Below are 26,188 nucleotides of genomic sequence, written 5' to 3'. Positions count from 1 at the left end.
TTTCCTCCCAGTGATTCCTCGGATGTTTCAGCCTATGCGCCCGAACCAGGCGCCGTAACCGCCGAGCTCGACCGAACCGGTGCTTGCCTGCCCGGAAAACCCGTGTCCCGCCAAAGGTTGCAGGGTTCGGTTGCCGAGGTCAACCTTCGCCGGCGCGGCAGCCAGATTGAAGACGCAGACGACCTCCTCATTGCCCGCCCGGCGGGTGAAAGCGATGGTGTCGCCCTGGCTTTCGATGAAGGTGATGTCGCCCTTGGCCAGTGCCGGATGGGCGCGGCGGAAGGCGAGAAAGCGCCGGTAATGCTCGAGGAGCGAGGTTTGGTCACCGTGCTGCACGTTGACCGCCTTTGACAGATGCTTGGCTGGCACCGGCAGCCAGGGCTTTGCCTGGGAGAAGCCGCCATTCCTGGCGCTGCCATCCCATACCATGGGCGTGCGGCAGCCGTCGCGGCCCTTGAATTCCGGCCAGAAGCGGATGCCATAGGGGTCCTGCAGGTCCTCGAAGCGCAGGTCGGCCTCGCCGAGCCCGAGTTCTTCGCCCTGGTAGATGCAGACCGAGCCGCGCAGCGACATCAGCAATGCCGAGATGACCTTGAGATAAGCGATCGGGTCGGCTTCGTCGGCGGCCCAGCGCGAGGCCGGTCGCATCACGTCATGGTTGGAAAACGCCCAGCACGACCAGCCGTCGCTGGCCACCCTGCCAAAAGCTTCCAGCACCGAGCGGACCTTGGCGGCGCTGATCTTTTCCGGCGCCAGGAAGTCGAAGGAATAGCACATATGCACGCGCTTGCCGCCGGCGGTATAGGCGGCGACCACGTCCAGCCCGCGCTGCGAATCGCCGACTTCGCCGACCGCGGCGGTCGCCGGATACTCGTCGAGCAGCGCCCGGAAACGCTCGAGGAAGGCGAGGTTCTCCGGCCGGCTCTTGTCGTAGATATGATCCTGGTAGTTGTAGGGGTTGACCGCCGGCGCCGTCTGGTCGTTGCGCTCTTCCGGCGGCAGCGGCGGGTTGTTTTCCAGCCCCTGGCTGTGGAAGTAGAAATTGATCGTGTCGAGGCGGAAGCCGTCGACGCCGCGCTCCAGCCAGAAGCGGGTGACGTCGAGCAGCGCGTCCTGGACCTGGCGGCTATGAAAGTTGAGGTCGGGCTGCTCGGCCAGGAAATTGTGCAGGTAGTATTGCTGGCGGCTGGTGTCCCATTGCCAGGCCGAGCCGCCGAAGATCGACAGCCAATTGTTGGGCGGCGTGCCGTCGGGCCTTGCGTCCGCCCAGACATACCAGTCGGCCTTCGGATTGGCGCGGCTGGAGCGGCTTTCCCCAAACCAGGGATGGATGTCGGCGGTATGCGACAGCACCTCGTCGATCATCACCTTGAGACCCAGCCGGTGTGCCTCCGCCGTCAGGGCGTCGAAATCCGCCAGCGTGCCGAACATCGGGTCGACGTCACAATAATCCGAGACGTCGTAGCCGAAATCCTTCATTGGCGATTTGAAGAAAGGCGAGATCCAGATGGCATCCGCGCCAAGGGCGGCAATGTAGGGCAGCCTGCCGATGATGCCCTTGAGGTCGCCGATGCCGTCGCCATTGGAGTCCTGATAGCTGCGCGGATAGATCTGGTAGATCACCGCGCCCCGCCACCAGTCCTGGTCGACGGCGGGGTCTGGTTTCGAAGTCGCCTTCAAAGCCGATTGCATGGTCTCAACCTCCTTTCACCGAGCCGGCCAGCAGCCCGCGGACGAAATAGCGCTGCAGCGAGAAGAAGACGATCAGCGGCACGATGATGGTGATGAAGGCCGATGTCGTCAGGATCTCCCAGTTGCCGCCACGCGAGCCGAGCAGCGCATTGAGCTTGGCCGTCAGCACGATCTGGTCGGGCGCGGTTCCGAGGAAAACCATTGCCACCAGGAGATCGTTCCATACCCACAGGAATTGGAAGATGGCGAAGGAGGCAAGCACCGGGAAGGACAGCGGCAGCACGATCTTGACGAAGATCTCGAAATCGCTGGCGCCGTCGATGCGCGCCGATTCCATGATCTCGCGCGGCAGGCCGGCAATATAGCTCCGAAGCAGATAGATGGCGAAGGGCAGGCCGAAGCCGGTATGCGCCAGCCAGATGCCGAGATAGGTCTTGGACGGCACGCCGAAGAAAGTGCCGACGCCGTTGTAGAGCCTGAGCAGCGGGATCAGCGACATCTGCAGCGGCACCACCAGGAGGCCGATGATGACCGCTATCAGCAAGGCGCGTCCAGGAAACCGCATCCAGGCCAGCGCGTAGGCGGCAAAGGCCGCTATCAGGATCGGGATCACCGTCGCCGGGATGGTGACCGTCAGCGAATTCATGAAGGAGCGGCCGATGCCTTCGGAGAACAGCACGGTCTGGTAGTTGTCGGGGGTGAATTTCGGCGGCGCCGACGAGGCGTAGTAGACGCGCTGGCCGCGATCGCCTTCGAAGGCCTTGGGCGATGCCATGACGAAGCTGCCGTCGGCATTGACCTGCAGGGTCACGCCGTCACCGAGGTCGGCCGATGTGCCGGCCGGATATTGTGTAGGTGCTGCCGCCTTGACGCCGAAGGCGCTGATGTTGCGCTTGGCGCCGTCGCCGAAGATGTTGCCCTCGAGGACGAACTTGCCGTCCTTCTGGGTCTGCGCGGAGGCGGGCGGCAGGCGCCCAGCCTCGGTCTGGCTGGAACTGGCGAAGGAATTCCACCAGCCCGAGGCGATGATCTGGTCCTTGTCGCGCAGCGACGAGACGAGGATGCCGAGCGTGGGGATGGTCCAGATCACCACGAAGACGAGCACCGCGATATGGACGCCGAAACGGCTGGCGAAGGAATTTCCGGTCGCGACGGCCATCTCAGTGCCCTCCCGTCTCTTTGTTGGCCTGGCGGATGTTCCAGATCATGATTGGAATGACCGCGATCATGATGATGATGGCAATGGTCGCGCCGCGGCCGAAGTCGCCGCCGCCGCGGAACATCCAGTCGAACATCAGATTGGCCAGCACCTGGCTGTTCCATTGACCGTTGGTCATGGTCAAGACGATGTCGAACACTTTCAGCACCAGGATGGTGATGGTGGTCCACACCACCGCGATGGTGCCCCAGATCTGCGGCACCATGATCTTCCAGAAGATCTGGAACGGGTTGGCGCCGTCTATGACCGCGGCTTCCAGCGTTTCTTCGGGGATGCCGCGCAGCGCCGAGGACAGGATGACCATGGCGAAACCGGTCTGGATCCAGATCAGGATGATCATCAGGAAGAAGTTGTTCCAGAACGGCAGTGATATCCAGACCTGCGGCTGGCCGCCGAAATGCTGGATGATGGCGTTGAGCAGGCCGATCTGGATCTGGCCGTCGCCACGATATTCGTAGATGAACTTCCAGATCACGCTGGCGCCGACGAAGGAGATGGCCAGTGGCAGGAAGATCAGGCTCTTGGCGATCGTGCCCCACCATATCTTGTCGGTGAGCACGGCGATGATCAGGCCGAGGAAGGTGCAGGCCGCCGGCACCACCGCCAGCCACAGGATGTTGTTCAGGATCGCGTTTCGCAGATCCGGATCGCGCAGCGCCCATTCGTAGTTGGCGACCCCCACGAAATTCGTGCCGCCGCGGTCGAAGAAAGACAGCCACAGCGTCGCGATCACCGGATAGATCAGGTAGATGGTCAGGATGATCAGCGCCGGACCCACGAACAGCCAGGGCCGCACCAGTCCCTGCCGGCGCAGATTGTTGACGGCGGCCGTCCCGGACACCCCACGCGCTGGGAAGATCAGGTCGAGCAGTTTGTTGGCGCCCCAGAAATAGGCGACACAGCCACCGACGCCGATGATGATGACGAATATTGCCGAGAAAATCTGAGCCGCCATGGGTCCCTCTCCCTGCGCATGATCGGCCAGGCGATGCTGGCGACCGGATGCGCCGACTTTCAGTCATTCGGAACAATCGAAACGCGAAGGCTACGGCGGGCATCGCCGGTCTGGATCCGGGCGTAGCCCGGATCCAGTAGCAAGATCAGGAATGATCAGGTCGCGCCGCGGCCGCCTACTTGATGGCGTCCCAGCTCTTCTGGATGTCGGTGGCGACGTCCTGGGCGGACTTGCCGCCGACCAGGTCGATCATGCCGGTCCAGAAGGACCCGGCGCCGACCTTGCCGGGCATCAGGTCGGAGCCGTCGAAGCGGACCGTCGTGGCGCCGACCAGGATCTCGCCCTGCTTCTTCAGCGCATCGCTGCCATAGGCGTCCTTGTTGGCCCCCTTGAAGGGGGTGACGAAGCTCTTCTGCGCCATCCACAATTCATGCGCGAGCGGCATCTGCAGGAACTTGATGAATTCGCGCGACGCCTTGGAATCCTTGGTGATCATCACCAGCGTTCCGGCCACTTCCAGCGGCGTTCCCAGTTCCGGCTTGGAGGCGTAGGGCGGGTAGGGGAAGAAGTCCGCATCCTGGCCGAGCTTTGTGCCCTCGGGGAAGAAGGAGGGGATGAACGATGCCTGGTGGTGCATGTAGCATTTCGGCGGCACGGTGAAGAGGCCCTTCGGGCTGTCGCGGAAGTCGGTCGCCGCGACCGCCTTGGCGCCGCCGTCGACCATCTTGTCGTCGGTGGCGATCTTGCCGAAGATGTCGATGGCGTTGACCACTGCCGGATCGGTGAACGGGATCTCGTTCTTCACCCACTTGTCGTAGACTTCGGGCGGCTGCGTGCGCAGCATGATGTCCTCGACCCAGTCGGTCGCCGGCCAGCCGGTCGCGCCGCCCGAACCAAGCCCGATGCACCACGGCGTGCCGCCATCGGCGATGATCTTCTTCTCGAGTTCGGCGAGCTCTTCCTGCGTCTTCGGAACCTTGTAGCCGGCTTCCTGGAAATTGTCGGGCGAGTACCAGACCAGCCCCTTGACGTCGATCTTGTAGGGAAAGGCATAGAAGCCCGGCTTGCCGTCCTTGCCCGTATAGGTGCCGAGCTTGGCCCAGGAGTCACCGGCGGCGTAATTCTCCTTGACCCAGGCCGCGACGTCGTCGCCAAGCGGGGTCAGCACGCCCTTGGAAGCAAGGTCCTGGATGAGGCCCGGCTGCGGCAGGACGGCGATGTTGGGCGGGCTGCCGGCCTGGGTGTCGATGACGATCTGCTGCTCGTAATTCTCGGAGGAGGAATATTTGACCTCTGCGCCGGTGGCTTCGGAGAAATAATCGAGTACCGACCGGACAAGCGTCTCGTCCTCGCCGCGCCACGGTCCGAAGATCGACAGGGTCTCGCCCTTGAGGTCGATTTTCTTGAGGTCTTCATAATTCGCCCAGTGAAAGCGCTGGTCCTCGCCGGGCTTGAACTTCAAGTCGGCGTGCGCGGGCGCGCTCAGGGCGAATGCGGCAGACACAACGCCCAGCAAAAGCATTTTCTTCATCGGTATTCCTCCCAGTGGGTCACACACACCGGACGGAACCTCCATTCCGCCCGCCGACGCCGCAGGACTGTGACTCAGTCGCAAGGGAACCGCAACCTTTCGAAGAGTCTTCCAAAGCGCTTTGGCTTTGTCGATCTCGCCATTGAATCGATCAGGAGTCAATAGGGTTCGCAAGTTAATCGATTTAATTGCTAGCAGCCACGGCTCGAAAAGTGCGCCGCAACATGCTTTTTTGGCGGTGCAACAGCAATTTCTGTTTCAAACCCGGGTCCGGCACGCTTATGGTCTCTGCGATCTAGCCGCATCCCGGATCATGTTTGGGTCGATTCAATTTAAAAGCGCTTTGAGGCAGGGAGGCCTCTCGTGAACCTCAAGCAACTCGCGCATATGCTGGCGCTTTCGCAGACCACGGTAAGCCGGGCGCTGAACGGCTATCCCGAAGTCAATGAGGAAACCCGCAGGCGCGTGATGGACGCCGCCAAGCGCCACGGCTATCGTCCCAATCCGAGCGCGCGCCGGCTGGCCACAGGCAAGTCCGGAATGATCGGCTACGTCCTGCCGACGGGTGCCGCCGTCGACATCGACCCGCACTTCGTCGAATTCCTGTCCGGCCTTGGCGACTATGCCCGCTCGCACGAGCTCGACCTTGTCCTGTCCCCGACCGATGCCGACGACCAGGAAACGACCTACCGGCGCATCGTCGCCAACCGGCAGGTTGACGCCGTCTACATCTCTTCGCCGAGGCCGCAGGATCGGCGCGTGGCGCTGGTCGACACGCTCGGCATTCCCTTCATCGTCCATGGCCGCAGCGAGGGCCTGGACTTCGACTATCCCTTTCTCGACATCGACAATGAAGGCGCTTTCCACGAGGCGGCGCGGCTGCTCGTGCAGCTCGGCCACCGGCGGCTGGCGCTGATCAACGGCGATGACAGGGAAACCTTCGCCATTCATCGCGAGCGCGGCATGCGCCGGGCGCTGGCCGCAAGCGACCTGCCATTGGGCGAGCGACACGTCTGCTCCGTCGTCATGACCGAGGAGAACGGCTATCGCGCCGCCCGGCGCCTGCTAGAACAGGATGGCGCGCCGACGGCAATCGCCTGCTCCAGCCTGATCATGGCGCTCGGCGTCGTGCGCGCGGTGCGCGACCTTGGCCTCGGCATTCCCGCCGATGTCTCGCTAATCGCCCATGACGACGTCTTTCCCTGGCTGAAGCCGGAGAATTTTTCCGTGCCGCTGTCCACGACGCGCTCCTCGATCCGGCTGGCCGGCGCACGCATCGCCGAGCGGCTGGCGGCCCGGATATCGGGGCTCGAGGACGGCGCCCGCGGCGAGGTCTGGCCGGTCGACCTGGTGGTCAGGGGATCGGTGGCGGGGGCGCCGAGGTAGAGATCAGTCGTTTAATTCTCGTTGAGCCAATTTCACTTGGTAGGCGCTTCTCGGATGCCTTCTCCGTCGCCATGCGTTGAGAAGTATAATCAGTATAATATATCCGAGTAGTACAACGAAACCAAATAAGCTACCAAGCGTCTCGACATAGAAAAAAATAATTAGAGATGCGGCTACAGTCGCGATGTAATATAGGACGGAAGACCAGACGTATTTCTCCATTTGAGAGCTAGTCATCCATCGGCCTTGTTGTAGGGGACTTCTCGTTTCACAATTCTCTCATGAGCGGTCGGACTACTCCTTCGCCGCTCCGGCTGCCCTGATGTCCAGCAGGCCGTAGCCGAAATCATTGTCCCGCCCTTTCGGGCCGAGGTCCCTCGCGGTGTCGGCAAGTGCCTTCTCGATGTCGTCGGCCGAGCGCTCGGGCACGGTATGGATGAGATTGGCGATGGCGCCGCTCACGATCGCCGCCGCAAACGAGGTGCCGGTGACGACGTCGGAGCCGGCGCCGCTCGGCGCCACCATCTCGACGCCCGGCGCCGAGATGAAGACATAGGCGCCGCGATTGGCCTGCGGCATCAGCCCGTCATTGGCGTCGGTGGCCGTCACCGCGATGACGCCGTCAAAGGCGGCTGGGTAGCCATAGGGCGCCTTCGGGCCGTTGTTGCCGGCCGCCGCGACCAGAACCATGCCGAGCGCCCGTGCATTGCGGCAGGCGGTGCCGAGGAGGTCGTTTTTCGGGCCGACGAAGCTCATGTTGACGATGCTGACATTCTGGTCGGCCGCCCAGTCGAGCGCCGTCAAGATGACGTCCATGGTCGACTTGCCACCCTCGAAGGCGCGCGCATGATAGATTTTCGCGCCCGGCGCCATGCCTTCCAGGGGGCCGACGCCGGCGATCAGACCGTCGACGGAGGTGCCATGATCGCGCTTTTCGATCGGCACGCCGGGCATCGCGTCGAACTGCGCGGCAATGACGCCGGCAAGTGCCGGATTGGTGTCGTCGATGCCGGTATCGATGACGGCGACGCGGACGCTTTCGCCGCTGGCCTGTTTGGCGTCGAGCGCGATGCGGTCGAAGGCATAGTTGACGATGCCGGCCGCCTGCTGCAGCGAATAGATGTGGTTGGGCTCGCGGCGCTCGGTGCGGCCGTCGGCGGCGAGCTGCGCCAGAACGACGCCGACCGGGCGGCCATCGGGAATGCCGAAGCGCACCAAGGTGGTGCCGAGCAGCCGGGACTGGCGCTGCGAGCGCACTTCAAGGCCGAAGGAGGCGGCGATCTGCTGCACGGCGCCGGCATCGCCATCGACGGTCACCAGCACCTCGTCGGGCACGAAGTCGCCGGCTACGGCGCGCCGCGGCTGAACGGCGATGAGATCGGTCGGCGAGACGATCGGGCCACTCGGTGGCAGGCCGGCCTGGTTGCCTCCAGGGGGTGTCGCGGGCCCCGGCCGTGGCGTCGGCACCGGTGCGGGAGGGGCGACCGGGTTGGGGAAGAGGTCGACGATCAAGGCGGGCAGAAAAACGGCGCCGGCCTGGGCCGCACCCGACCCGCCCTTGGTGCCGCCGCCGTTCTTGACGCAATCGGCTGCCGTCACATTGGCCCGGTCGTTGCAATCGATTTTCGTCCGCTCGGGAGTGGCATCGTTGCTCTGCGCCGACGCAGGCACGGCGGCGATTGTCATCGCCGCCGCAAGGATAGCCGCAAATCGAATGACCGCCTCAGCCGCCATCAACAGGTTTCCTTCCCTCGATCACAGTCTCCGCGAAAGGCTGGGCGGCAATAAGGCCGCGCGCCTTCTCGTAGTCGGCGGCTGTCGTCGCCGGAATGGCGAGCCTGAAGACGCCGTCGGCGGTCGGTCCGCCGATGATCCTGAGCTTGTTGGCGTCGAGGAAGGCGGCAATATCGGCCATCCTGGCATCCGGCTTGAATTTGACCAGAGCGAACGGCAATTTGGCCAGATCGTCTTGCGCGCCGGCGACCTCGAAATTGCCGCCCTCGCCGCCGGGCTGCATCAGCGACTGCACCGCGATCAAGGCGAGCAGCACCGCAGCCGCCGCCCAGGCGACGCCGACCGGCACCGCCATGAAGCGGCCCCAGGCCTGCGCCAGCCAGGATGCGCTAGCAGGCGCCCGAGCCGGCCCTGCCTCCGCGTCGAGCGCCTTGGCGAAGCGGCTGAGCGCATCGGCCGGCGGACGGATCGTCTCATTGGCGGCCGCCGTGCCGGAGAACTCGGCTTCCGCCTCGCCGAGCGCGGCAAGTGCCGCGGGATCGTTGGCCAGCCATTCTTCGATGGCTTCCAGATCCGAACCTTCGAGCGAACCGTTCAGGTAGAACGGCAGCAGCGTTTCCATTTCGTCGCGGCGCGACATCTTTTCAGCGGCGCTCATGGCCACCCCCTGTCGTAACCGGCGGCCTTCAGGGCTTCGCCGAGTTTCTTGCGGGCGTAGAACATACGGGTCTTGACGGTCGCTACCGGGATGTCGAGCACCTGTGCGATCTCGGTCACCGATTGCCCCTGATAATAGGCGAGGTCGATCACCGTGCGGTGCTCCTCGGGCAAGGCGTCGATGAGGCGGCGCAAGGCAGCGGCCTTGTCCTCCTTCATGGTGACGACTTCGGGCGTGTCGGCGCTGTCAGGGACCGCGGCGGCGGCCTCGTCGTCGATCCAGTCTTCCTTCTTCTTGCGCAGCAGCGAGAGCGCCTTGAAGCGGGCGATGCCGAGCAGCCATGTCGAGACTTCGGAGCGCCCTTCGAAGCCCGGAGCCTGGCGCCACAGTTCGAGGAACACCTCGTTCGCGATATCGTCAGCCATCATTTCCGATCCCGTCTGGCGCGCCACGAAGCGGTAGATCCGCGCGTGGTGACGCATGAACAGGAGCCGCACGGCGGCCCGGTCGCCCTTCGCGACCCGGTCGACAAGCGCGCGATCGGTCTCCGTCGCCGCCGTCATGGCCGGTCGAGCCGCCTGGCTCCTGTCTGCTCTGTCGCCGATCGGTCCAAAAAGGTTCATCCTCCGCCAAGGAATTCTGGGAGGCTAACCGAAGAGCGGGGCGGTTGCCAGAGCATCCCTTCTCCCCGTTTGCGGGGAGAAGGTGCCGGCAGGCGGATGAGGGGCGGCACCAGCCACTCGATCAGGCGAGAAAAGCCTTCGCCTTCATCGTCGCCGGAACCGGCACGCCCAGCCGGCTCAAAACCGTTGGCGCCAGTTGCAACTGGTCGAGCAGCGTATCGGCTTCCGGCCCTTCGCCCTGTCCGAAATAGTAGAGCGCGAAATCCTGCATCTCGTCGTCATGGCCGCCATGATGGCCGCGGTCGGTCTGGCCGTGGTCGGCAGTGACCATGACCTCGTAGCCGGCCTCGATCCAGCCGGGCAGGAAGGCCGCCAGCATGCCGTCCATGGCGTAGCAGGCATGGTCCATCTCGTGGCAGTCATGGCCGAAACGATGGCCCATCGAGTCCAGCGTGCACGTGTGCAGGATGCCGTAGTCGATACCATGGCGCCGGGTGAGCATGGTCAGTGTCGCGAACAGGTCGACATCGCTCGGCGTCATCTGGTTCTTGAGATTGTAGCCGGTCATGGAGTGGAAGCGGCCGTGCGTGATCGGCCCGCCGGGCTCGTCATACTCCATGTCCTCGATCAGGTCGAACGGGTAGGAGCGGAAGAATTCGGACCAGTAGGTATGGGTGACCGCGCCGGTCTTGCCGCCGGCCTTGCTGACTTCCGAGAAGATGTCGGGCTGCCCGACGCGAAAGCGGTTCTCGTTGGACAGGATCCCATGCACCTGCGGCGACACGCCCGTGTGGATCGAGGCATAGCAGCAGGCCGAGGTCGACGGCAGCACGGAGCGCATCTTCCACACCCGTGCCTCGCCCGACTGCACCCAGCCTTCGAGATTGCCCATCAGCCGGCGCCAGTTGCGGTAGGGAACGCCGTCGAGGATGATCAGCAGAAGCTTGGTCTTGAGCGCCACGGGCTGCTCCATGCCATTGTCTGTCGGTGGCGGCGGCGTCGATGAATTGGCTGAAGAAGCGCACGATCAACCCGCCTTCGCGCGCATCGGCATGGCCATGTTGCGCTTGGCTAGTTCCCCGCGCTGGCCATGCGCCGCCCCTTGATCGCTTTTTCCAGCCAGCCGATCTCCATTTCCGGAACGGACGACAGCAAAAGGTCGGTATAGGCATCGAAGGGAGGTGTGAGCACCTTGCTCTTGGAGCCATAGCGCACCACTTCGCCGCGATACATCACCGCGATCGAATCGGCGATCGACTTCACCGTCGCCAGGTCGTGGGTGATGAAGAGGTAGGCGACCTTCTCATGCTGCTGCAGGTTGAGCAGCAGCTTGAGGATGCCGTTGGCCACCAAGGGGTCGAGAGCCGATGTCACTTCGTCGCAGATGATCAGCTTCGGCTTGGCCGCGAGCGAACGGGCGATACAGACGCGCTGCTTCTGGCCGCCCGAAAGCTCGGCCGGATAGCGGTCGACGAAGCCCTTGCCCATCTCGATCTCGTCGAGCAGCTCGGCGACACGGCGGTCGCGTTCCCTGCCGCGGATACCGAAATAGAATTCGAGCGGCCGGCCGATGATGGTGCCGACGGTCTGGCGCGGATTCATCGCCACGTCGGCCATCTGGTAGATCATCTGCAACTGGCGCAGATCCTCCTTCGGCCGGTCGGCGAGCCGGTTGGCCAGTGGGCGCCCATCGAAGGTCACCGTGCCCTGCTCGGGCGGCAACAGGCCGGTGATGGCGCGCGCCAGCGTCGACTTGCCTGAACCGGACTCGCCAACCACGGCCAGTGTCTGGCCCGGATAAATGTCGACCGAAACGTTCTTGAGCACCTTGACGTGGCCGCCGCCATAGGCGGCGGTGACGTTCTTGACCGACAGGAACGGCGTCGCGCCCGGGTTCTGTTCGGCATGTTCGATCTCGTGCACCGAGACCAGCGCGTTGGTGTATTCCTGGCGCGGCTCCTTGATGATCTGGCGGGTGCCCCCCCATTCGACCAGCCGGCCGTGGCGCAGCACCATGATCTCGTCCGAGACCTGGGCAACGACGGCAAGGTCGTGGGTGATGTAGAGCGCCGCCACATGGGTGTCGCGGATGGCGTCCTTGATCGCCGACAGCACGTCGATCTGCGTCGTCACGTCGAGCGCCGTGGTCGGTTCGTCGAAGACGATCAGGTCAGGCTCCGAGCAAAGCGCCATCGCCGTCATCACACGCTGCAACTGGCCGCCCGACACCTGATGCGGAAAGCGTTCGCCGATGGTTTCCGGGTTCGGCAGGCTGAGCTTCTTGAACAGCGCGATCGCGCGTTTCTCTGCCTCGGCCCGTGTCGCCGTTCCGTGCAGAAGCGTGGCTTCCACCACCTGGTCCATCAGCCTGTGCGCCGGATTGAAGGCGGCCGCCGCCGACTGCGCGACATAGCAGACCTCGCGGCCGCGCAGCTTGCGGAATCCGTCCTTGCCGCCCTTCAGGATATCGCGGCCGTTGAGGATGACTTCGCCGCCGGTGATGCGCACGCCGCCGCGGCCATAGCCCATGGACGACAGGCCGATGGTCGACTTGCCGGCGCCGGATTCGCCGATCAGGCCGAGCACCTTGCCCTTCTCCAGTGTCAGCGACACGTCGTGGACCAGCGTGATGGTCTTTGGTGTCTCGCCAGGGGGATAGACCGTCGCCTCGATGCGCAAATTGCGGATGTCGAGCAGAGGGGTGGACTTTGCCTTGCCGTCAGCCATCAGCCGCGTCCTCCCTTCAGGCTTGTCGTGCGGTTCAGCACCCAGTCGGCAACAAGATTGACCGAGATCGCCAGCGCTGCAATCGCGGCCGCCGGAATGAGCGCGGCGCCTATACCGAACACGATGCCGTCCTTGTTCTCCTTCACCATGCCGCCCCAGTCGGCATCCGGCGGCTGCACGCCAAGGCCGAGGAAGGACAGCGTCGACAGGAACAGCACTGCGTAGATGAAGCGCAGGCCGAGTTCAGAAACCAGTGGCGACAGCGCGTTGGGCAGGATCTCACGGAAGATGATCCAGACGCTGCCTTCGCCGCGCAGCTTCGCTGCCTCGACATAGTCCATGACGTTGATGTCGACAGCGACCGCGCGCGACAGACGATAGACGCGGGTTGAATCGAGGACGCCCATCACCAGTATCAACGTCACCAGGTTGGATGGCAGCACCGAAAGCACGACGAGAGCCATGATCAGCGTCGGGATCGACATCAGCAGATCGACGAGGCGCGACAGTCCCGTGTCGAACCAGCCGCCGAAAACCGCCGCCGAAAAGCCGAGAATGGCGCCGAGCGAAAAGGAGAGCGCGGTGGCGAGCACGGCGATGAACAAGGTGATGCGGGCACCGTAGATCATGCGCGACAACAAATCGCGCCCAAGATTGTCGGTGCCCAGCCAATGCAGCGCCGACATGGGTTCCCAGGGAGTGTCGCTGACGATCTCGGCATTGCCGTGCGGCGCGATCCATGGCGCGAAGACTGCCGCCAGCACGAACAGAGCGGTGAGCGCCAGGCCGATCAGCGCCGGGATGGGAATGCGTCTGACATCGAGCATATCGGTCGCTCCCTACTTCGGATGTCTGAGACGCGGATTGGCGACGATCGCCGCTATGTCCGCGATGATGTTCAAGCTGATGTAGACGGCGGCGAAAATCAGGCCGACCGCTTGCACCACCGGCACGTCGCGCTTGGTGACGTGGTCGACGAGATATTGGCCCATGCCGGGATAGACGAAGATCACTTCGACGACGACGACACCCACGATCAGGTAGGCCAGATTGAGCATCACGACGTTGATGATTGGCGCAATGGCATTCGGAAATGCATGCTTCCGGATCACGCTGAAGGCCGACAGGCCCTTCAGTTCCGCTGTCTCGACATAGGCCGACTGCATGACGTTTAGGATGGCCGCCCGCGTCATGCGCATCATGTGGGCGAGCACCACCAGCGTCAGCGCGGCCGCCGGCAGCGCGATCGCCTGCATGCGCTCGCCGAACGGCATGCCGTCATAGACCGTCGAGATGGCAGGGAACCATTGATACTGCACGGCAAAGAAATAGACGAGCACATAGCCGATAAAGAATTCCGGGAACGACGTCGAGGCGAGCGCCAAGCCGGAAATCAGCTTGTCGACCCAGCCATTGCGGTAGCGCACCGCGATCAGGCCGAGCGTGATCGCCAGTGGAATGGCCACGATTGCCGCCCAGAAAGCCAGGAACAGAGTGTTCCACAGCCGTTCCTTGATCGATGTCGCGATGTCCTGCCCGCTCGACATGGCGGTGCCGAGATCGCCGGTCAGCACGCCGCCCAGCCAGTGGAAGTAGCGGATATAGGCGGGCTGGTTGAGCCCGAGCTGCTCGCGCAGGTTGGCCAGCGACTCCGGCGTCGCCGACTGTCCGAGGATGGCTTGCGCGACGTCGCCGGGCAGGATCTGGGTGCCGGCGAAGATCAGGACCGAAACGGCCAGCAGAAGGAGGATGCCCAGCGCGATGCGCTGGGCCACCAGTTTCACGAGGGGCGAGGACATCTCCGCAGGGCCGTGCTCAGGCTTCGAGCCAGCACTTCGCCAAAGCGTAGCCGTTGCACAGCTCCTGGTGCGGATCCTCCACCCAACCGGCGACTTTCGGTCCCGTTGCGTCGATGAACTGGTTGAACATCGGCAGGATCAGGCCGCCTTCGTCGCGCACCATGACAGCCATGTCGTGGTACATCTGCTTGCGCTTGGCCTCGTCGAGTTCGGCGCGCGCCGCCAGCACCATCTTGTCGAAGTCCGGGCGCTTGAAGCGCGTGTCGTTCCAGTCGGCCGTCGACAGATAGGCTGTCGAGTACATCTGGTCCTGGGTCGAGCGGCCGCCCCAGTAGGAAGCGCAGAAGGGCTGCTTGTTCCACACCTCGTTCCAGTAGCCGTCGCCGGGCTCGCGCTTGAGCTCGATCTTGATGCCGGCCTTGGCCGCGCTCTGCTGGAACAGCTGGGACGCATCGACAGCGCCAGGGAAGGCGACGTCCGAGGTCCTGAGCAGCACGGTACCGTCATGGCCGGACTTCTTGTAGTGGAATTTGGCCTTGTCGGGATCGTACTTGCGCTGCTCGATTTCGGTGAACAGCGGATAGGAGGCGTTGATCGGGAAATCGTTGCCGAGCGAGCCGTAGCCGCGCAGCACCTTGTTCAGCATTTCCTCGCGGTCGATCGCCAGCTTCAGCGCCATCCTGAGGTCGTTGTTGTCGAACGGCGCCGTGTCGCAATGCATGATGAACACGTAGTGGCCGGGGCCGGAATGATTGCGGATGGTCACGCCCGGCACGCGCTTGATCAGGTCGACGATCTTCGGCTCGACGCGGTTGATCATGTTGACCTGGCCGCCCTGCAGGGCCGCCGTGCGCGCCGTCGCGTCGTTGATGACGACGACTTCGACCTGGTCGGCATGGCCCATCTTGTCGCCCTGCCAGTAATTGGCGAAGCGCTCGCCGACATGGCGCACGCCAGGCTCGTTGGTCTTGACCTTGTAGGGGCCGGCGCTGATGCCGGCGTCGGGCTTGTCCTTGCCGCCATTCGGCTGGACGATCAGGTGATAGTCGCTGAGCAGGTACGGAAGGTCGGCGTTGGCCTCCTTCAGGGTAAGCACCACTTCCTTGCCGTTGACCTTGATGGTGTCGATGCCCTTCATGTAGCCAAGCGCGCCGGATTTCGACTTCTCGTCCGAATGGCGTTCGAGCGTGGCGGCGACGTCCTCGGCGGTCACCGTCTTGCCGTTATGGAATTCGATGCCGTCGCGGATCTTCAGCGTCCAGACCTTGGCGTCCTTGGATGAGCCGATGTCTTCGGCGATGCGGTTCTCGAGCTTGCCCTCGGGCGACAGCTCGACGATCATTTCGCCCCAGCATTTGCCGAAGGCGAACGGCACCTGCGTCATCATCAGCGCCGGGTCCAGGCTGTTGGTGGATTCGCCGCCGACCAGGCCGGCCTTTAGCGTGCCGCCCTTGACCGGCCCCGCCGCCCGCGCCGCGCTCGAAAGCAATGCGTTGGCGAAGGGTGCGGCGATGCCGAGCGCTGCCGCACGGCCAAGGAAATCACGACGGCTCAGTTTGCCCGACGCGACGCGCCGGCTAAGGAATTCCAGTTCGTTTGACATTTGAGTTCCTCACTCTGTTGGTTCGACTCTACGGTCGATTTTCTTGCTTGTTGTTAAAGGGAATAATGACCGCAACGGAAAGCGGTAAGCAAGACCGAATGCGACATGCCGTGGCGTAAATCGCACGTCGCATTTGGACCAACGATTTCAGCACTCAAACCAGCGCTCGCGGGACCTTTTCGTCGAAATCGCGCTCGAAGACGAGGTTTTCGCCCTCGTAAGCCTCGATTCTGGCGCTGACGATGAAGTTTTGCGCATCCGACCGCATTTGCGCCCATGTCTCGGTGCGGACCGACCATCCGTTTCGCGACAGGGTCTGCGTCCAATGTGTTTTTCCCGAGGCTGACAGAGGATCGTCAGGATGGATGGTCCAGGTTTCGCGGGCGATGCTGCCGTTGACAAGGCCATGGTCGAGATCGCGCACCTCGCCGAAGTCGTCCGTTATGGAAAGCGTGACGATTCCCGTCTTTTCGTCGCGGTCGACATGGCGTTCTGAATTGGCGGCACGGATCGTCTCGGTTGCCCAGGGCGCAGCACCTTCCGGCTCGCCGAAAACAGCTTCGTCGCCTGTTGCCAGCAGGCGCAACGGCACCGATAGCGTGGCGTCCGACAGGGTCAGTCGTGCCGGTTCCGGCGAAGGCCAGATCATTGGCCAGTAGGCGGTCGAAATGGCAACGCGCAGACGGTGGCCGGCCGGCACGCGGTAGGCGCATTGATCGAGCACGACACGCACCGAAACTGTCTCCCCGGGGACCAGCGCTTCGGGGAATTCATGCGAGTTGCGGTGCGTCAGATTGAGCACGCCATAGGATATAAGTTCCGAGGCACCGTCGGGATGCACGTCGCAAAGCCGGACCGCGATGTTGGCCTGGGGCCGATCGGAGGCAAGCTGGATCTTAAGCTCCGGCGCCCCGACAATCTCGATCGGCTTGGTGAGCTCAGGCTGGTCGAAACACGCCGACAGCGCATCGTCAGGGCGCTGATCACCCGGCAATTCCGGCCCGAAGGTGAACGGAAAATATTCGCCGCCGGCGAGCCCGCAGGTCTGCGGTGAAGCGACCGTGGAAGGCCCTGCATCAGGGGGAATTAGTTCGATCGCTTCGACCGCTATGTTGGACGACGGCCACTCCTGCTCGGCTATCCAGCGGCCGGGCCGCTCGGGATGCCAGCGGGCGGGACGCACGCTGTCCATCACATAGGCGCGGTAGTCGGGATCGGCCTCGACGCCGGTCTCGACTCCCTTCAGCCAGTGGTCCCACCAGCGCAGCGCTTCCTGCAGGAAGCCGATGGCGGGCTTGGGTCCGGCATAGTGCGGGTATTTGTGGATCCACGGCCCGACGATGCCCTTGACCGGTGCCTCGATATTGGTGACGAGGTGCGAGATCGTGTTGCGGTAGCCGTCATGCCAGCCGCCGATCGACAGCACCGCGGCATGAACAGCGGAAAAATCCTCGCAGATCGAGCCGCGCTTCCAATAGGCGTCGCGATGCTGGTGGCTCAGCCACAGCGGCAAAAGGAACGATTGGTTCTCCAGCCGTCTCAGCCACAGGTCGCGCCATCTGTTGTCGCCGGCAAGCAGCGGATCCGGTGGCCGCGACGAGTAGGACAGCATGGTCGAGGCCCAGCCGAAATTCTCGTTCAAAAGGCAGCCGCCCTTGTAGTGGATGTCGTCGGCATAGCGGTCGACGGTGGAGCACAGGCTGATCACCGCCTTGAGCGCCGGCGGCTGTTTGGCCGCCACCTGCAGGCAATTGAAGCCGCCCCAGGAAATACCCATCATGCCGACATTGCCGTTGCACCAGGGCTGCGCCGCCGCCCAGGCGATGACATCGCAGGCGTCCTGCAGTTCCTGCTCGGAATATTCGTCGTCCATCAGCCCTTCGGAATCGCCGTTGCCGCGCATGTCGACGCGGATCGAGGCGTAGCCGTGGCCGGCGAAATAGGGATGGGTAAGCTGATCGCGAAAGATCGTGCCGTCGCGCTTGCGGTAGGGCAGGTGCTCGAGGATGACAGGTACCGGGTCATCGCCCGCATCCTCCGGCATCCACACCCGCGCCGACAGCCGGCAGCCATCGGGCATGACGATGCCCATGTCGGGAAATTCGACGACCTTGCGGGGAAATTCGGTGATGGTTTTCATGGCAGGCATAACGCCCCGCGGCACGAGAACTTTCAATCGTCATTCGCGACTGGAGCAGCGAAATATGCGACCTGTGCCGCTACCTCTTTCATACCATCAGTTCAGCGGAATGTCGTTTTCGGCCTTGTTCGCCTGATAGGCGTCGGACAGCTCGTCATAGCGTGCGGAAATCCTGGCGATGCGCGCCTCCAGCCGCTGGCGTTCGACCTCGGGCAGTGCGCGCACCAGCCGACGGATGGAAAAGCTTTTCCAATAGGCATTCTCGGCATTGTAGCCGCCGGGGTCGAGGGTGAAGACCTCTTTCAGGATTTTGAGATCATGCGGAATGGCGAAACTGTCGCGCGAATCCTCGTGGCTGAAGAGGTAGTAAAAATTGTCGAAGCCGGTCCAGGTGATCGCCGACAGGCAGAGCGAGCAGGGCTCATGCGTGGCGATGAAGATGGCGTCTTTCGTGTCGACACGTTCGGCCTTGGGCATTTCGTAAAAGCGCTTCAGGCAATGCACCTCGCCATGCCAGAGCGGGTTTTCCATCTCGTTGTTGGTCTCGGCTAGTACCAGCGACCGGTCGTCCTTGCGTAGGATCGCCGCGCCGAACAGCTTGTTGCCGAGCGCGACGCCTTCTTCCGTCTTCGGCACGATATCTTGCTCGATGACGTCGAGCAGGCGGTCGATCAGCGAAATGTCGGTCATCACAAGCTCTCGTCAGGAAGATGGATCTCGTAGGCGTGCGAGAAATGGAATTCTTCGAGGTTGGACCCGTCGCCGCCGCGGTCGACGATCAAAAAATCCTGCGCCTCGCCGAGCGGCGTCAGCACGCCGTGCCACAGATTGCGGGAATAGTTGATGCCTTGCCCCGGCGCGGTGATGAAGGCATGCGGCTCGTCCGGCCCCTCCTTGCCGTCATGGCAGACGACGACCAGGAACCGACGCGGCGACAGCGGGATGAAGGCCTGGCTGCCCAAGGGGTGGCGCTCGACCATGGTCAGCTTCAGCGGCATCTCATAAGGCGTGCCGCGCACCATCGAGATCAGCACGCGCGCATTTGGTCCTGTCGCCTGCGCGGTAGCGAGGTCGTGGTAGCGCTCGGCCTTGCCGCCATTGATCGGGTAGTGGTTGTCGCCGCCCATGTCGATGACGTCGCCGAATTCGGCAAAGGCCTCGCGGGTCAGCGGCCGCGCGACGATGGGGGTCATGACGTGCGCTTCGCGATATCTGCCCCGCCGAGTTTGGCGTGCCGGTTGACATCCTTGTAAAGCAGATAGCGGAATTTGCCGGGGCCGCCGGCATAGCAGGCCTGCGGGCAGAAGGCGCGCAGCCACATATAGTCGCCGGCCTCGACCTCGACCCAGTCCTGGTTGAGCCGGTAGACAGCCTTACCTTCGAGCACATAGAGCCCGTGTTCCATGACATGCGTCTCGGCGAAGGGAATGACCGCACCGGGCTCCAGCGTGACGATGGTCATATGCATGTCGTGGCGCAGGTCGGCGGGGTCGACGAACCGCGTCGTTGCCCAGCGGCCCTCGGTGCCCGGCATCGGGGTCGGCGCGATCTCCTGTTCGTTGGTGAAGAAAGCCTCGGGAATCTCGAGGCCGTCGACTGCCTCATAAGCCTTGCGTATCCAGTGGAAGCGGACAGCCGCCTTGCTTTCGTTGCGGACTGTCCAGCCGCTGGCCGGCGGCAGGAAGGCAAAGCCGCCGGGCCTCAAGCTATGCTTCTTGCCGTCGAGCAGAACCGTCAGTTCGCCCTCGACCACGAACAGGGCGCCTTCGGCACCGGCATCGGGCTCCGGCCGGTCGCTGCCGCCGCCGGGCGCGACCTCGACGATGTATTGCGAAAACGTCTCGGCGAAGCCGGACAGCGGCCGCGACAGGATCCAGACGCGGGTCTTGTCCCAGAACGGAAGGGCGCTGGTGACGATGTCCTGCATCACGCCCTTGGGAATGACCGCATAGGCCTCGGTGAAGACGGCGCGGCCGGTCAGAAGCTCGGTCTGGCCGGAATGGCCGCCCTGCGGGGCATAATAGGTGCGCTCGGGCATCCTGATCGTATCCATGGTTCAAACCTATTGTGGAAGCATGTCCTTGAGGCGGAGCAGCGCGATGCGCTCGACCTGTTTACAGGCGGTCTCGAACTCGACGCCGCGGCTGTTGCCTATACGGGCTTCGAATTCGGCGAGGATTTCCTCCTTTGTCTTGCCCCTCACCGCGATGATGAAGGGGAAGCCGAAGGTGGTGACGTAGGCGGCGTTGAGCTTGGAGAACAGTTCGCGTTCCTTGTCGGTCAGCGCGTCGAGGCCGGCGGAAGCCTGTTCCCTGGTCGATTCCGCCGTCAGCCGCCTGGCCTTGGCGAGCTTGCCGGCGAGGTCGGGATGGGCGTTGAGCACGCCGAGCCGCTCGGTCTCGCTGGCGGAACGGAAGATGCGGCAGAGCGCATTGTGCAGGCCGCCCGCCGTGTCGTGCGCCGGGCCAAGCTCCAGCTCGTAGGCCCGTTCCGCGATCCACGGCGAATGCTCGAACACGCCGCCGAAGGTGTGAACGAACGTCTCGAATTCCATCTTCGACGGGCGCAAAGCGGCCGGCTTGTAGGGATGGTTCTCCTGCCAGTGCTTGGCGATGTCGATGCGCCGTGCCAGCCAGACCTTGTCGTGCGACTTGACGTAATCGACGAAGCGCTTCAGCGCCGCTACCCGGCCCGGCCGTCCGACGAGACGGCAATGCAGGCCGATATTCATCATGCGCGGCCTGCCTGCCTTGCCCTCGGCATAGAGCGTGTCGAAACTGTCCCTGAGATAGGCGAAGAACTGGTCGCCCGAGTTGAAACCCTGCGGCGTGGCAAAGCGCATGTCGTTGGCGTCGAGCGTGTAGGGGATGATGAGCTGCGTGCTGCCGCTATGCTCGAACCAGTAAGGCAGTTCGTCGTCATAGGTGTCCGAGACGTAGTCGAAGCCGCCTTCTTCGGCCACCAGCCGCACCGTGTTGACCGATGTGCGGCCCGTATACCAGCCGGTCGGGCGCTGGCCGGTCACCTCATAGTGCAGCTTGATCGCCGCTTCGAGATCGCGGCGCTCGTCCTCGGCGTCGTGGTCGCGGTAGTCGATCCATCTCAGTCCGTGCGAGGCGATTTCCCAGCCGGCTTCCTGCATGGCCGTGACCTGGTCGGGTGAGCGCGCGAGCGCCGTGGCGACGCCGTAGCAGGTCACAGGCACCTGCTCTTCGCTGAACAGGCGCAGCAGCCGCCAGAAGCCGGCTCGCGCCCCATATTCGTAGATCGATTCCATGTTCCAGTGGCGCTGGCCCACCCAGGGCGCCGCGCCGACGATTTCCGACAGGAAAGCTTCCGAAGCCTTGTCGCCGTGGAGCACGCAGTTCTCGCCGCCCTCTTCGTAGTTGACGACGAACTGCACCGCGACATGCGCGCCGCCAGGCCATTTCGGATCCGGCGGATTGGCTCCGTAGCCACGCATGTCCCTGGTGTAACGCATCGTCCCTCCGCACCCGGCATCACCGGAAGTATGATCAGAATATCGAAAGGGTGCTTCTCGCATTCCCCTCAAAATTTTTGAAAGTGTTTTTGTCGCACTCCGCTCGACCGGGACTTATGCATCGCCTTTAATTGGCGCACAATTCATCGTTAGTGCTCGATTGTACCGGCCAATTTATTCGTATTGGAAAATGGGAGGCGGCCAATGGCAGAAACGTCGAAAGCCGATGGCGGGCGTCTGACGACCCATGTCCTGGATACCGCGACCGGTAAGCCGGCGGCTGGATTGTCGATCGCGCTCTACCATCTTGACGGTTCCGCCCGCACGCTTCTGAAGACGGTCGTCACCAATGCAGACGGCCGCTGCGACGCGCCGCTGCTGGCAGGCGCCGACTTCCGCCCCGGCGAATACGAACTGGTGTTCGCGGCTGGCGATTATCTGCGTGTCCAGGGCACGAAGCTGCCGGAGCCTGCCTTCCTCGACAGCGTGCCGATCCGCTTCGGCATGGCGGAGGCGGTGCACTATCATGTACCATTGCTGATCTCGCCATACGGCTATTCCACTTACAGGGGGAGCTGAGGCATGGCCAAGGTCAACATTCGCGACGAAATCCGCTTCATTCTGAATGGCAGGGATGTCGCGCTGTCATCCGTGGCGCCAGACGCGACCTTGCTCGACTGGCTGCGGCTCGACCGTTCGCTGCGCGGCACCAAGGAAGGCTGCGCCGAGGGCGATTGCGGCGCCTGCACCGTGCTCGTCGGCAAGCTATCGGCCACCGGACTGGTCTATGAAAGCGTCAATGCCTGCATCCGCTTCCTCGGCTCGCTCGACGGCACCCATGTCGTGACGGTCGAGCATCTGCGCGGCGAAGCTGGTCAGTTGCATCCTGTGCAGCAGGCGATGGTCGATTTCCATGGCTCGCAATGCGGATTCTGCACGCCGGGTTTCGTCATGTCGCTCTATGGCTTGTGGATGAAGTCGCCGGACCCGTCGGATGCGGCGATAGAAAAGGCCTTGCAAGGCAATCTCTGCCGCTGCACCGGCTATGAGGCGATCATGCGCGCCGCGCATGCCATCTCGAGCTATGGCAAGGCGGCGAAGGATCCGCTGGCGGCGGAGCGCCGGGACATCACGACACGGCTGCGGGCGTTGCGCGATGGCGCCAGGATCGAGATTGGCTCCGGCAAGACTCGGCTGGTCGTGCCGGCCGATGCCGACGATTTCGCTTCTGTCTTCGAAAAAGAACCCACCGCCACCGTCGTCGCCGGTTCGACCGACGTTGGCCTGTGGGTGACCAAGCATATGCGCGACATCTCGCCGGCGATCTTCATCGGCGATCTGCCGGGGCTTTGCACCATCACGGAAGAAGATGGCGTCATATCGATTGGCGCCGGCGTCACCTACACCGAAGCCTTTTCGACACTGTCGAAACGCATCCCGGCGCTGGGGCCGTTGTTCGACCGCATCGGCGGCGAACAGGTTCGCAACATGGGCACGATCGGCGGCAACGTCGCCAACGGCTCGCCGATCGGCGACACGCCGCCACCGTTGATCGCGCTCGGCGCACGGATGACATTGCGCAAGGGCAAGAAGCGGCGCACGATCCCGTTGCAGGATTTCTTCATCGCCTATGGCAAGCAGGACCGCCAGCCAGGCGAGTTTGTCGAGGCTGTGCATGTGCCCGTGCCGGCAAAGGATGTGAAATTCGCCGTCTACAAGGTCACCAAGCGCCGTGACGAGGACATCACCGCGACCTTGGGCGCCTTTTGTCTGGCTCTGGCCAAGGACGGCACGGTAGCCGATATCCGCATCGCCTATGGCGGCATGGCGGCAACGCCGAAGCGGGCGTCGGCTGTCGAGAAGGCGCTGATCGGCAAGGCCTGGAACGAAGCCACGGTAGAGGCGGCGATGGCCGAATACGCCAAGGACTTCACGCCGCTCACCGACATGCGCGCGAGCGCCGAATATCGAGCGCTGGCGGCAAAGAACCTCTTGCTGCGCTTTTACGTCGAGACGACAGGAACGAAAGCGCCGTTCCAGGTGTCGCGCGACGAGGCGGCCTGATGCGAATCAAGGCGAGTGAGCAGACAGGAAAACGGTCGCGGGTAGCGTCCTTCTCCCCGTTCACGGGGAGAAGATGCCGGCAGGCAGATGAGGGGCGGCGCCAGCGTCGATCGCTTCTGGTAAACTCGTCAATGTCGGCGCTGCCCCTCATCCGGCCCTTCGGGCCACCTTCTCCCCGTGAACGGGGTGAAGGGAAGGAGGCTGAATGAACGACCACGCTACATCAAAGCTCAAGGCGGAAAAGATCGTCGGCGGCGTCGCTACCGACCGGCAGCATGATTCCGCCCACAAGCACGTCAGCGGCGGCGCCGTCTATATCGACGACATGCCGGAACCGGCAGGCACGCTGCATGCCGGCCTTGGCCTGTCCAAGGTGGCGCATGGCCTTCTGAAAAGCGTCGATCTCTCGGCGGTGCGCGCGGCCCCTGGTGTCGTCGACGTGCTGACTTATGCCGACGTGCCGGGCGAAAACGATGTCTCGCCCAGCAACATGCATGACGATCCGGTGCTCGCGGAAGGCAAGGTGCAGTTCTTCGGCCAGCCGATCTTCGCGGTGATTGCCGAGACGCGCGAGGCAGCCCGGCGCGCCGCGCGCCTGGCCAGGATCGAGTATGATGAGCTTCCCGCCGTGATCGACATCTGGGACCTTGATCCGACGAAGGACAAGCAGGTGACTACGCCGCTGATCCTGAAGCGCGGCGATGCGGCCGCGGCAATCCAGGCAGCGCCCCGCCGCATCAAGAACCGCATGTGGCTTGGCGGCCAGGACCATTTCTATCTCGAAGGCCAGGTGTCGCTCGCCATCCCCGGCGAGGACGACGAGGTGACCGTCTACTGTTCGACCCAGGGGCCGAGCGAGACGCAGCATCTGGTCGCCCACACGCTTGGCGTGCCGAGTAACGCGGTGACGGTGGAAGTGCGCCGCATGGGCGGCGGCTTCGGCGGCAAGGAAACCCAGGCCAACCAGTGCGCCGCGATCGCCGCGATTGCCGCCAAGAGGCTGAAGCGGGCCGTCAAGATCCGGCTCGACCGCGACGAGGACATGACCGCCACCGGCAAGCGGCACGATTTCGCCATCGACTACGAGGTCGGCTTCGACGACGAGGGCAACATCCTCGGTGTCGATTTCACCTACGCCTTGCGCTGCGGCTTTTCCGCAGACCTGTCCGGACCGGTCGGCGATCGTGCGCTGTTTCACTGCGACAACGCCTATTTCTATCCTGCGGTGCACGCCAAGTCGGCGCCGCTCTTTACCAACACCGTGTCCAACACCGCCTTCCGTGGCTTCGGCGGCCCGCAAGGCATGGTCGGCGCCGAGCGCGTCATCGACGAGGTCGCCTTCGCGGTCGGCAAGGATTCGCTCGAAATCCGCAAGCTGAATTTCTACGATCCGATGGAAGCGATCGGCGGCCGCAACGTCACGCCCTATCACCAGAAGGTCGAGGACTGCATCATCCAGCGCATCGTGGCGGAACTGGAGGAGAGCGCCAGCTATGCGCGCCGCCGCCGCGAGATTTCCGCGTTCAACGCCAACAGCCGCTTCGTCAAGCGCGGCCTGGCGCTGACGCCGGTCAAGTTCGGCATCTCCTTCACCAAGACCGAGGCCAACCAGGCCGGCGCGCTGGTGCATGTCTATGCCGACGGTTCGGTGCACATGAACCATGGCGGTACCGAAATGGGGCAGGGCCTGCACCTCAAGGTAGCCCAGGTCGTGGCCGAGGAGTTCCAGATCGACCTCGACCGCGTGAAGATCACCGCCACCACCACCGCCAAGGTGCCCAACACCGCGCCGACGGCGGCATCCTCTGGCGCCGACCTCAACGGCATGGCGGCGCAGAATGCGGCGCGCCAGATCCGCCAGCGGCTGACCGACTTCGCCGCCGAGAAATACCAGATCCCCGTCGACCAGGTGGTGTTCCTGCCCAACCGGGTGCGCGTCGGCAACCAGGAGGTCAGCTTCAACGATCTGGTCAAGCAGGCCTATGTCGCGCGTGTGCAGCTCTCGGCCGCCGGCTTCTACAAGACGCCGAAGATCCATTGGGACCGCAGCAAGGGCCGGGGCCACGCCTTCTACTACTACGCCTATGGCGCGGCCTGCGCCGAAGTGTCGGTCGACACGCTGACCGGCGAATATGTCGTCGAGCGCGCCGATATCCTGCACGATTGCGGCCGTTCGCTGAACCGGGCCATCGACCTCGGCCAGGTCGAGGGCGGCTTCATCCAGGGCATGGGCTGGCTGACCAGCGAGGAACTGTGGTGGGACGACAAGGGCCGGCTGCGCACGCATGCGCCGTCGACCTACAAGATTCCGCTGGCGTCGGACCGCCCAAAAATCTTCAACGTGGCGCTGACCGACTGGTCGCAGGCCTATGAGCCGACCATCCATCGCTCCAAGGCGGTCGGCGAACCGCCGCTGCCGCACGGCATGGCGGTGCTGCACGCCCTGTCGGATGCCGTGGCCAGCGTCGCCGACCACAAGATCTGCCCGCGCCTCGACGCGCCGGCAACGCCCGAACGCGTGCTGATGGCGATCGAGCGGCTGAAGCGGGAGGCTTCAGAGCGTTCCTGAGGCGCCA

Annotated in this window: 21 protein-coding genes; 4 read left to right on the top strand and 17 right to left on the bottom strand. The window is 63.7% G+C overall.

What is annotated here, in order from left to right:
- Positions 1 to 27 precede the first annotated feature (27 nt).
- From LB536_RS08030 to LB536_RS08015, 4 genes are all read right to left on the bottom strand, one after another.
- On the bottom strand, positions 28 to 1,692 hold the full coding sequence (locus LB536_RS08030) for an alpha-glucosidase family protein (RefSeq protein WP_224590851.1): 1,665 nt from the start codon (positions 1,690 to 1,692) through the stop codon (positions 28 to 30).
- Positions 1,693 to 1,696: 4 nt separating this feature from the next.
- Positions 1,697 to 2,851, bottom strand: coding sequence for a carbohydrate ABC transporter permease (locus LB536_RS08025; RefSeq protein WP_140757191.1), 1,155 nt, complete (start codon positions 2,849 to 2,851; stop codon positions 1,697 to 1,699).
- Between the two features lies 1 nt (position 2,852).
- Positions 2,853 to 3,866 (bottom strand): carbohydrate ABC transporter permease, encoded by a 1,014-nt coding sequence (locus tag LB536_RS08020; protein ID WP_224590849.1) that lies wholly within the window; start codon positions 3,864 to 3,866, stop codon positions 2,853 to 2,855.
- Between the two features lie 175 nt (positions 3,867 to 4,041).
- Positions 4,042 to 5,397, bottom strand: coding sequence for an ABC transporter substrate-binding protein (locus LB536_RS08015; protein ID WP_224590847.1), 1,356 nt, complete (start codon positions 5,395 to 5,397; stop codon positions 4,042 to 4,044).
- Positions 5,398 to 5,760: 363 nt separating this feature from the next.
- Between LB536_RS08015 and LB536_RS08010 the strand changes: the two genes are divergently transcribed.
- The gene (locus LB536_RS08010; RefSeq protein ID WP_224590845.1) at positions 5,761 to 6,783 is read left to right on the top strand and encodes a substrate-binding domain-containing protein; all 1,023 of its coding nucleotides are present in this window, start codon (positions 5,761 to 5,763) and stop codon (positions 6,781 to 6,783) included.
- 294 nt (positions 6,784 to 7,077) lie between these two features.
- Here the strand turns inward: LB536_RS08010 and LB536_RS08005 are convergent, their stop codons facing one another.
- The 13 genes from LB536_RS08005 to puuE all read right to left on the bottom strand — a co-directional run bounded on the left by LB536_RS08005 (position 7,078) and on the right by puuE (position 21,548).
- Positions 7,078 to 8,517, bottom strand: a complete 1,440-nt coding sequence (locus tag LB536_RS08005; RefSeq protein WP_224590843.1) for a S8 family serine peptidase — start codon at positions 8,515 to 8,517, stop codon at positions 7,078 to 7,080.
- The gene (locus tag LB536_RS08000; RefSeq protein WP_224590841.1) at positions 8,507 to 9,175 is read right to left on the bottom strand and encodes an anti-sigma factor; all 669 of its coding nucleotides are present in this window, start codon (positions 9,173 to 9,175) and stop codon (positions 8,507 to 8,509) included. The genes LB536_RS08005 and LB536_RS08000 overlap by 11 nt, the downstream gene beginning before the upstream one ends.
- Positions 9,172 to 9,738: a sigma-70 family RNA polymerase sigma factor gene (locus tag LB536_RS07995; protein WP_140810981.1), complete on the bottom strand. Its 567-nt coding sequence runs from the start codon at positions 9,736 to 9,738 to the stop codon at positions 9,172 to 9,174. Before LB536_RS07995 ends, LB536_RS08000 begins: the two co-directional genes overlap by 4 nt.
- Positions 9,739 to 9,919: 181 nt before the next feature.
- Positions 9,920 to 10,759 carry an alkaline phosphatase family protein gene (locus LB536_RS07990; RefSeq protein WP_224590840.1) on the bottom strand — a complete coding sequence of 280 codons (840 nt, stop codon included), beginning with the start codon at positions 10,757 to 10,759 and terminating at the stop codon, positions 9,920 to 9,922.
- A 110-nt stretch (positions 10,760 to 10,869) separates the two neighbouring features.
- The gene (locus LB536_RS07985; RefSeq protein WP_140810979.1) at positions 10,870 to 12,525 is read right to left on the bottom strand and encodes an ABC transporter ATP-binding protein; all 1,656 of its coding nucleotides are present in this window, start codon (positions 12,523 to 12,525) and stop codon (positions 10,870 to 10,872) included.
- Entirely contained in the window at positions 12,525 to 13,352 is an 828-nt protein-coding gene (locus LB536_RS07980) for an ABC transporter permease (RefSeq protein WP_140757171.1), read from the bottom strand. Before LB536_RS07980 ends, LB536_RS07985 begins: the two co-directional genes overlap by 1 nt.
- Positions 13,353 to 13,364: 12 nt before the next feature.
- A complete protein-coding gene (locus tag LB536_RS07975) occupies positions 13,365 to 14,324 on the bottom strand; it encodes an ABC transporter permease (RefSeq protein ID WP_140757169.1) in 960 nt (319 codons plus the stop codon).
- 16 nt (positions 14,325 to 14,340) lie between these two features.
- Positions 14,341 to 15,927 carry an ABC transporter substrate-binding protein gene (locus LB536_RS07970; RefSeq protein ID WP_140810978.1) on the bottom strand — a complete coding sequence of 529 codons (1,587 nt, stop codon included), beginning with the start codon at positions 15,925 to 15,927 and terminating at the stop codon, positions 14,341 to 14,343.
- A gap of 154 nt (positions 15,928 to 16,081) precedes the next feature.
- Positions 16,082 to 18,067, bottom strand: a complete 1,986-nt coding sequence (locus LB536_RS07965; protein ID WP_224590838.1) for a CocE/NonD family hydrolase — start codon at positions 18,065 to 18,067, stop codon at positions 16,082 to 16,084.
- 96 nt (positions 18,068 to 18,163) lie between these two features.
- Positions 18,164 to 18,757, bottom strand: a complete 594-nt coding sequence (locus tag LB536_RS07960) for a nucleoside deaminase (RefSeq protein WP_224590836.1) — start codon at positions 18,755 to 18,757, stop codon at positions 18,164 to 18,166.
- Positions 18,757 to 19,260: an ureidoglycolate lyase gene (locus tag LB536_RS07955; protein ID WP_140810972.1), complete on the bottom strand. Its 504-nt coding sequence runs from the start codon at positions 19,258 to 19,260 to the stop codon at positions 18,757 to 18,759. The genes LB536_RS07960 and LB536_RS07955 overlap by 1 nt, the downstream gene beginning before the upstream one ends.
- The gene (locus tag LB536_RS07950) at positions 19,257 to 20,120 is read right to left on the bottom strand and encodes a bifunctional allantoicase/(S)-ureidoglycine aminohydrolase (protein ID WP_140810971.1); all 864 of its coding nucleotides are present in this window, start codon (positions 20,118 to 20,120) and stop codon (positions 19,257 to 19,259) included. The genes LB536_RS07955 and LB536_RS07950 overlap by 4 nt, the downstream gene beginning before the upstream one ends.
- 9 nt (positions 20,121 to 20,129) lie before the next feature.
- Positions 20,130 to 21,548, bottom strand: a complete 1,419-nt coding sequence (puuE, locus tag LB536_RS07945) for an allantoinase PuuE (protein WP_224590834.1) — start codon at positions 21,546 to 21,548, stop codon at positions 20,130 to 20,132.
- A 204-nt stretch (positions 21,549 to 21,752) separates the two neighbouring features.
- Here puuE and uraH point away from each other — a divergent pair, with 204 nt between their 5' ends.
- The 3 genes from uraH to xdhB all read left to right on the top strand — a co-directional run bounded on the left by uraH (position 21,753) and on the right by xdhB (position 26,181).
- Positions 21,753 to 22,127, top strand: coding sequence for a hydroxyisourate hydrolase (gene uraH, locus LB536_RS07940; protein WP_140757153.1), 375 nt, complete (start codon positions 21,753 to 21,755; stop codon positions 22,125 to 22,127).
- Positions 22,128 to 22,130: 3 nt separating this feature from the next.
- Positions 22,131 to 23,612, top strand: coding sequence for a xanthine dehydrogenase small subunit (gene xdhA / locus LB536_RS07935; protein ID WP_224590832.1), 1,482 nt, complete (start codon positions 22,131 to 22,133; stop codon positions 23,610 to 23,612).
- 205 nt (positions 23,613 to 23,817) lie between these two features.
- On the top strand, positions 23,818 to 26,181 hold the full coding sequence (xdhB, locus tag LB536_RS07930; RefSeq protein WP_224590830.1) for a xanthine dehydrogenase molybdopterin binding subunit: 2,364 nt from the start codon (positions 23,818 to 23,820) through the stop codon (positions 26,179 to 26,181).
- The last annotated feature ends 7 nt before the right edge of the window (positions 26,182 to 26,188 follow it).

It is taken from the genome of Mesorhizobium sp. ES1-3 (assembly GCF_020164795.1).
Lineage (GTDB): Bacteria > Pseudomonadota > Alphaproteobacteria > Rhizobiales > Rhizobiaceae > Mesorhizobium.
This window is presented reverse-complemented; position numbering and strand designations above follow the sequence as displayed.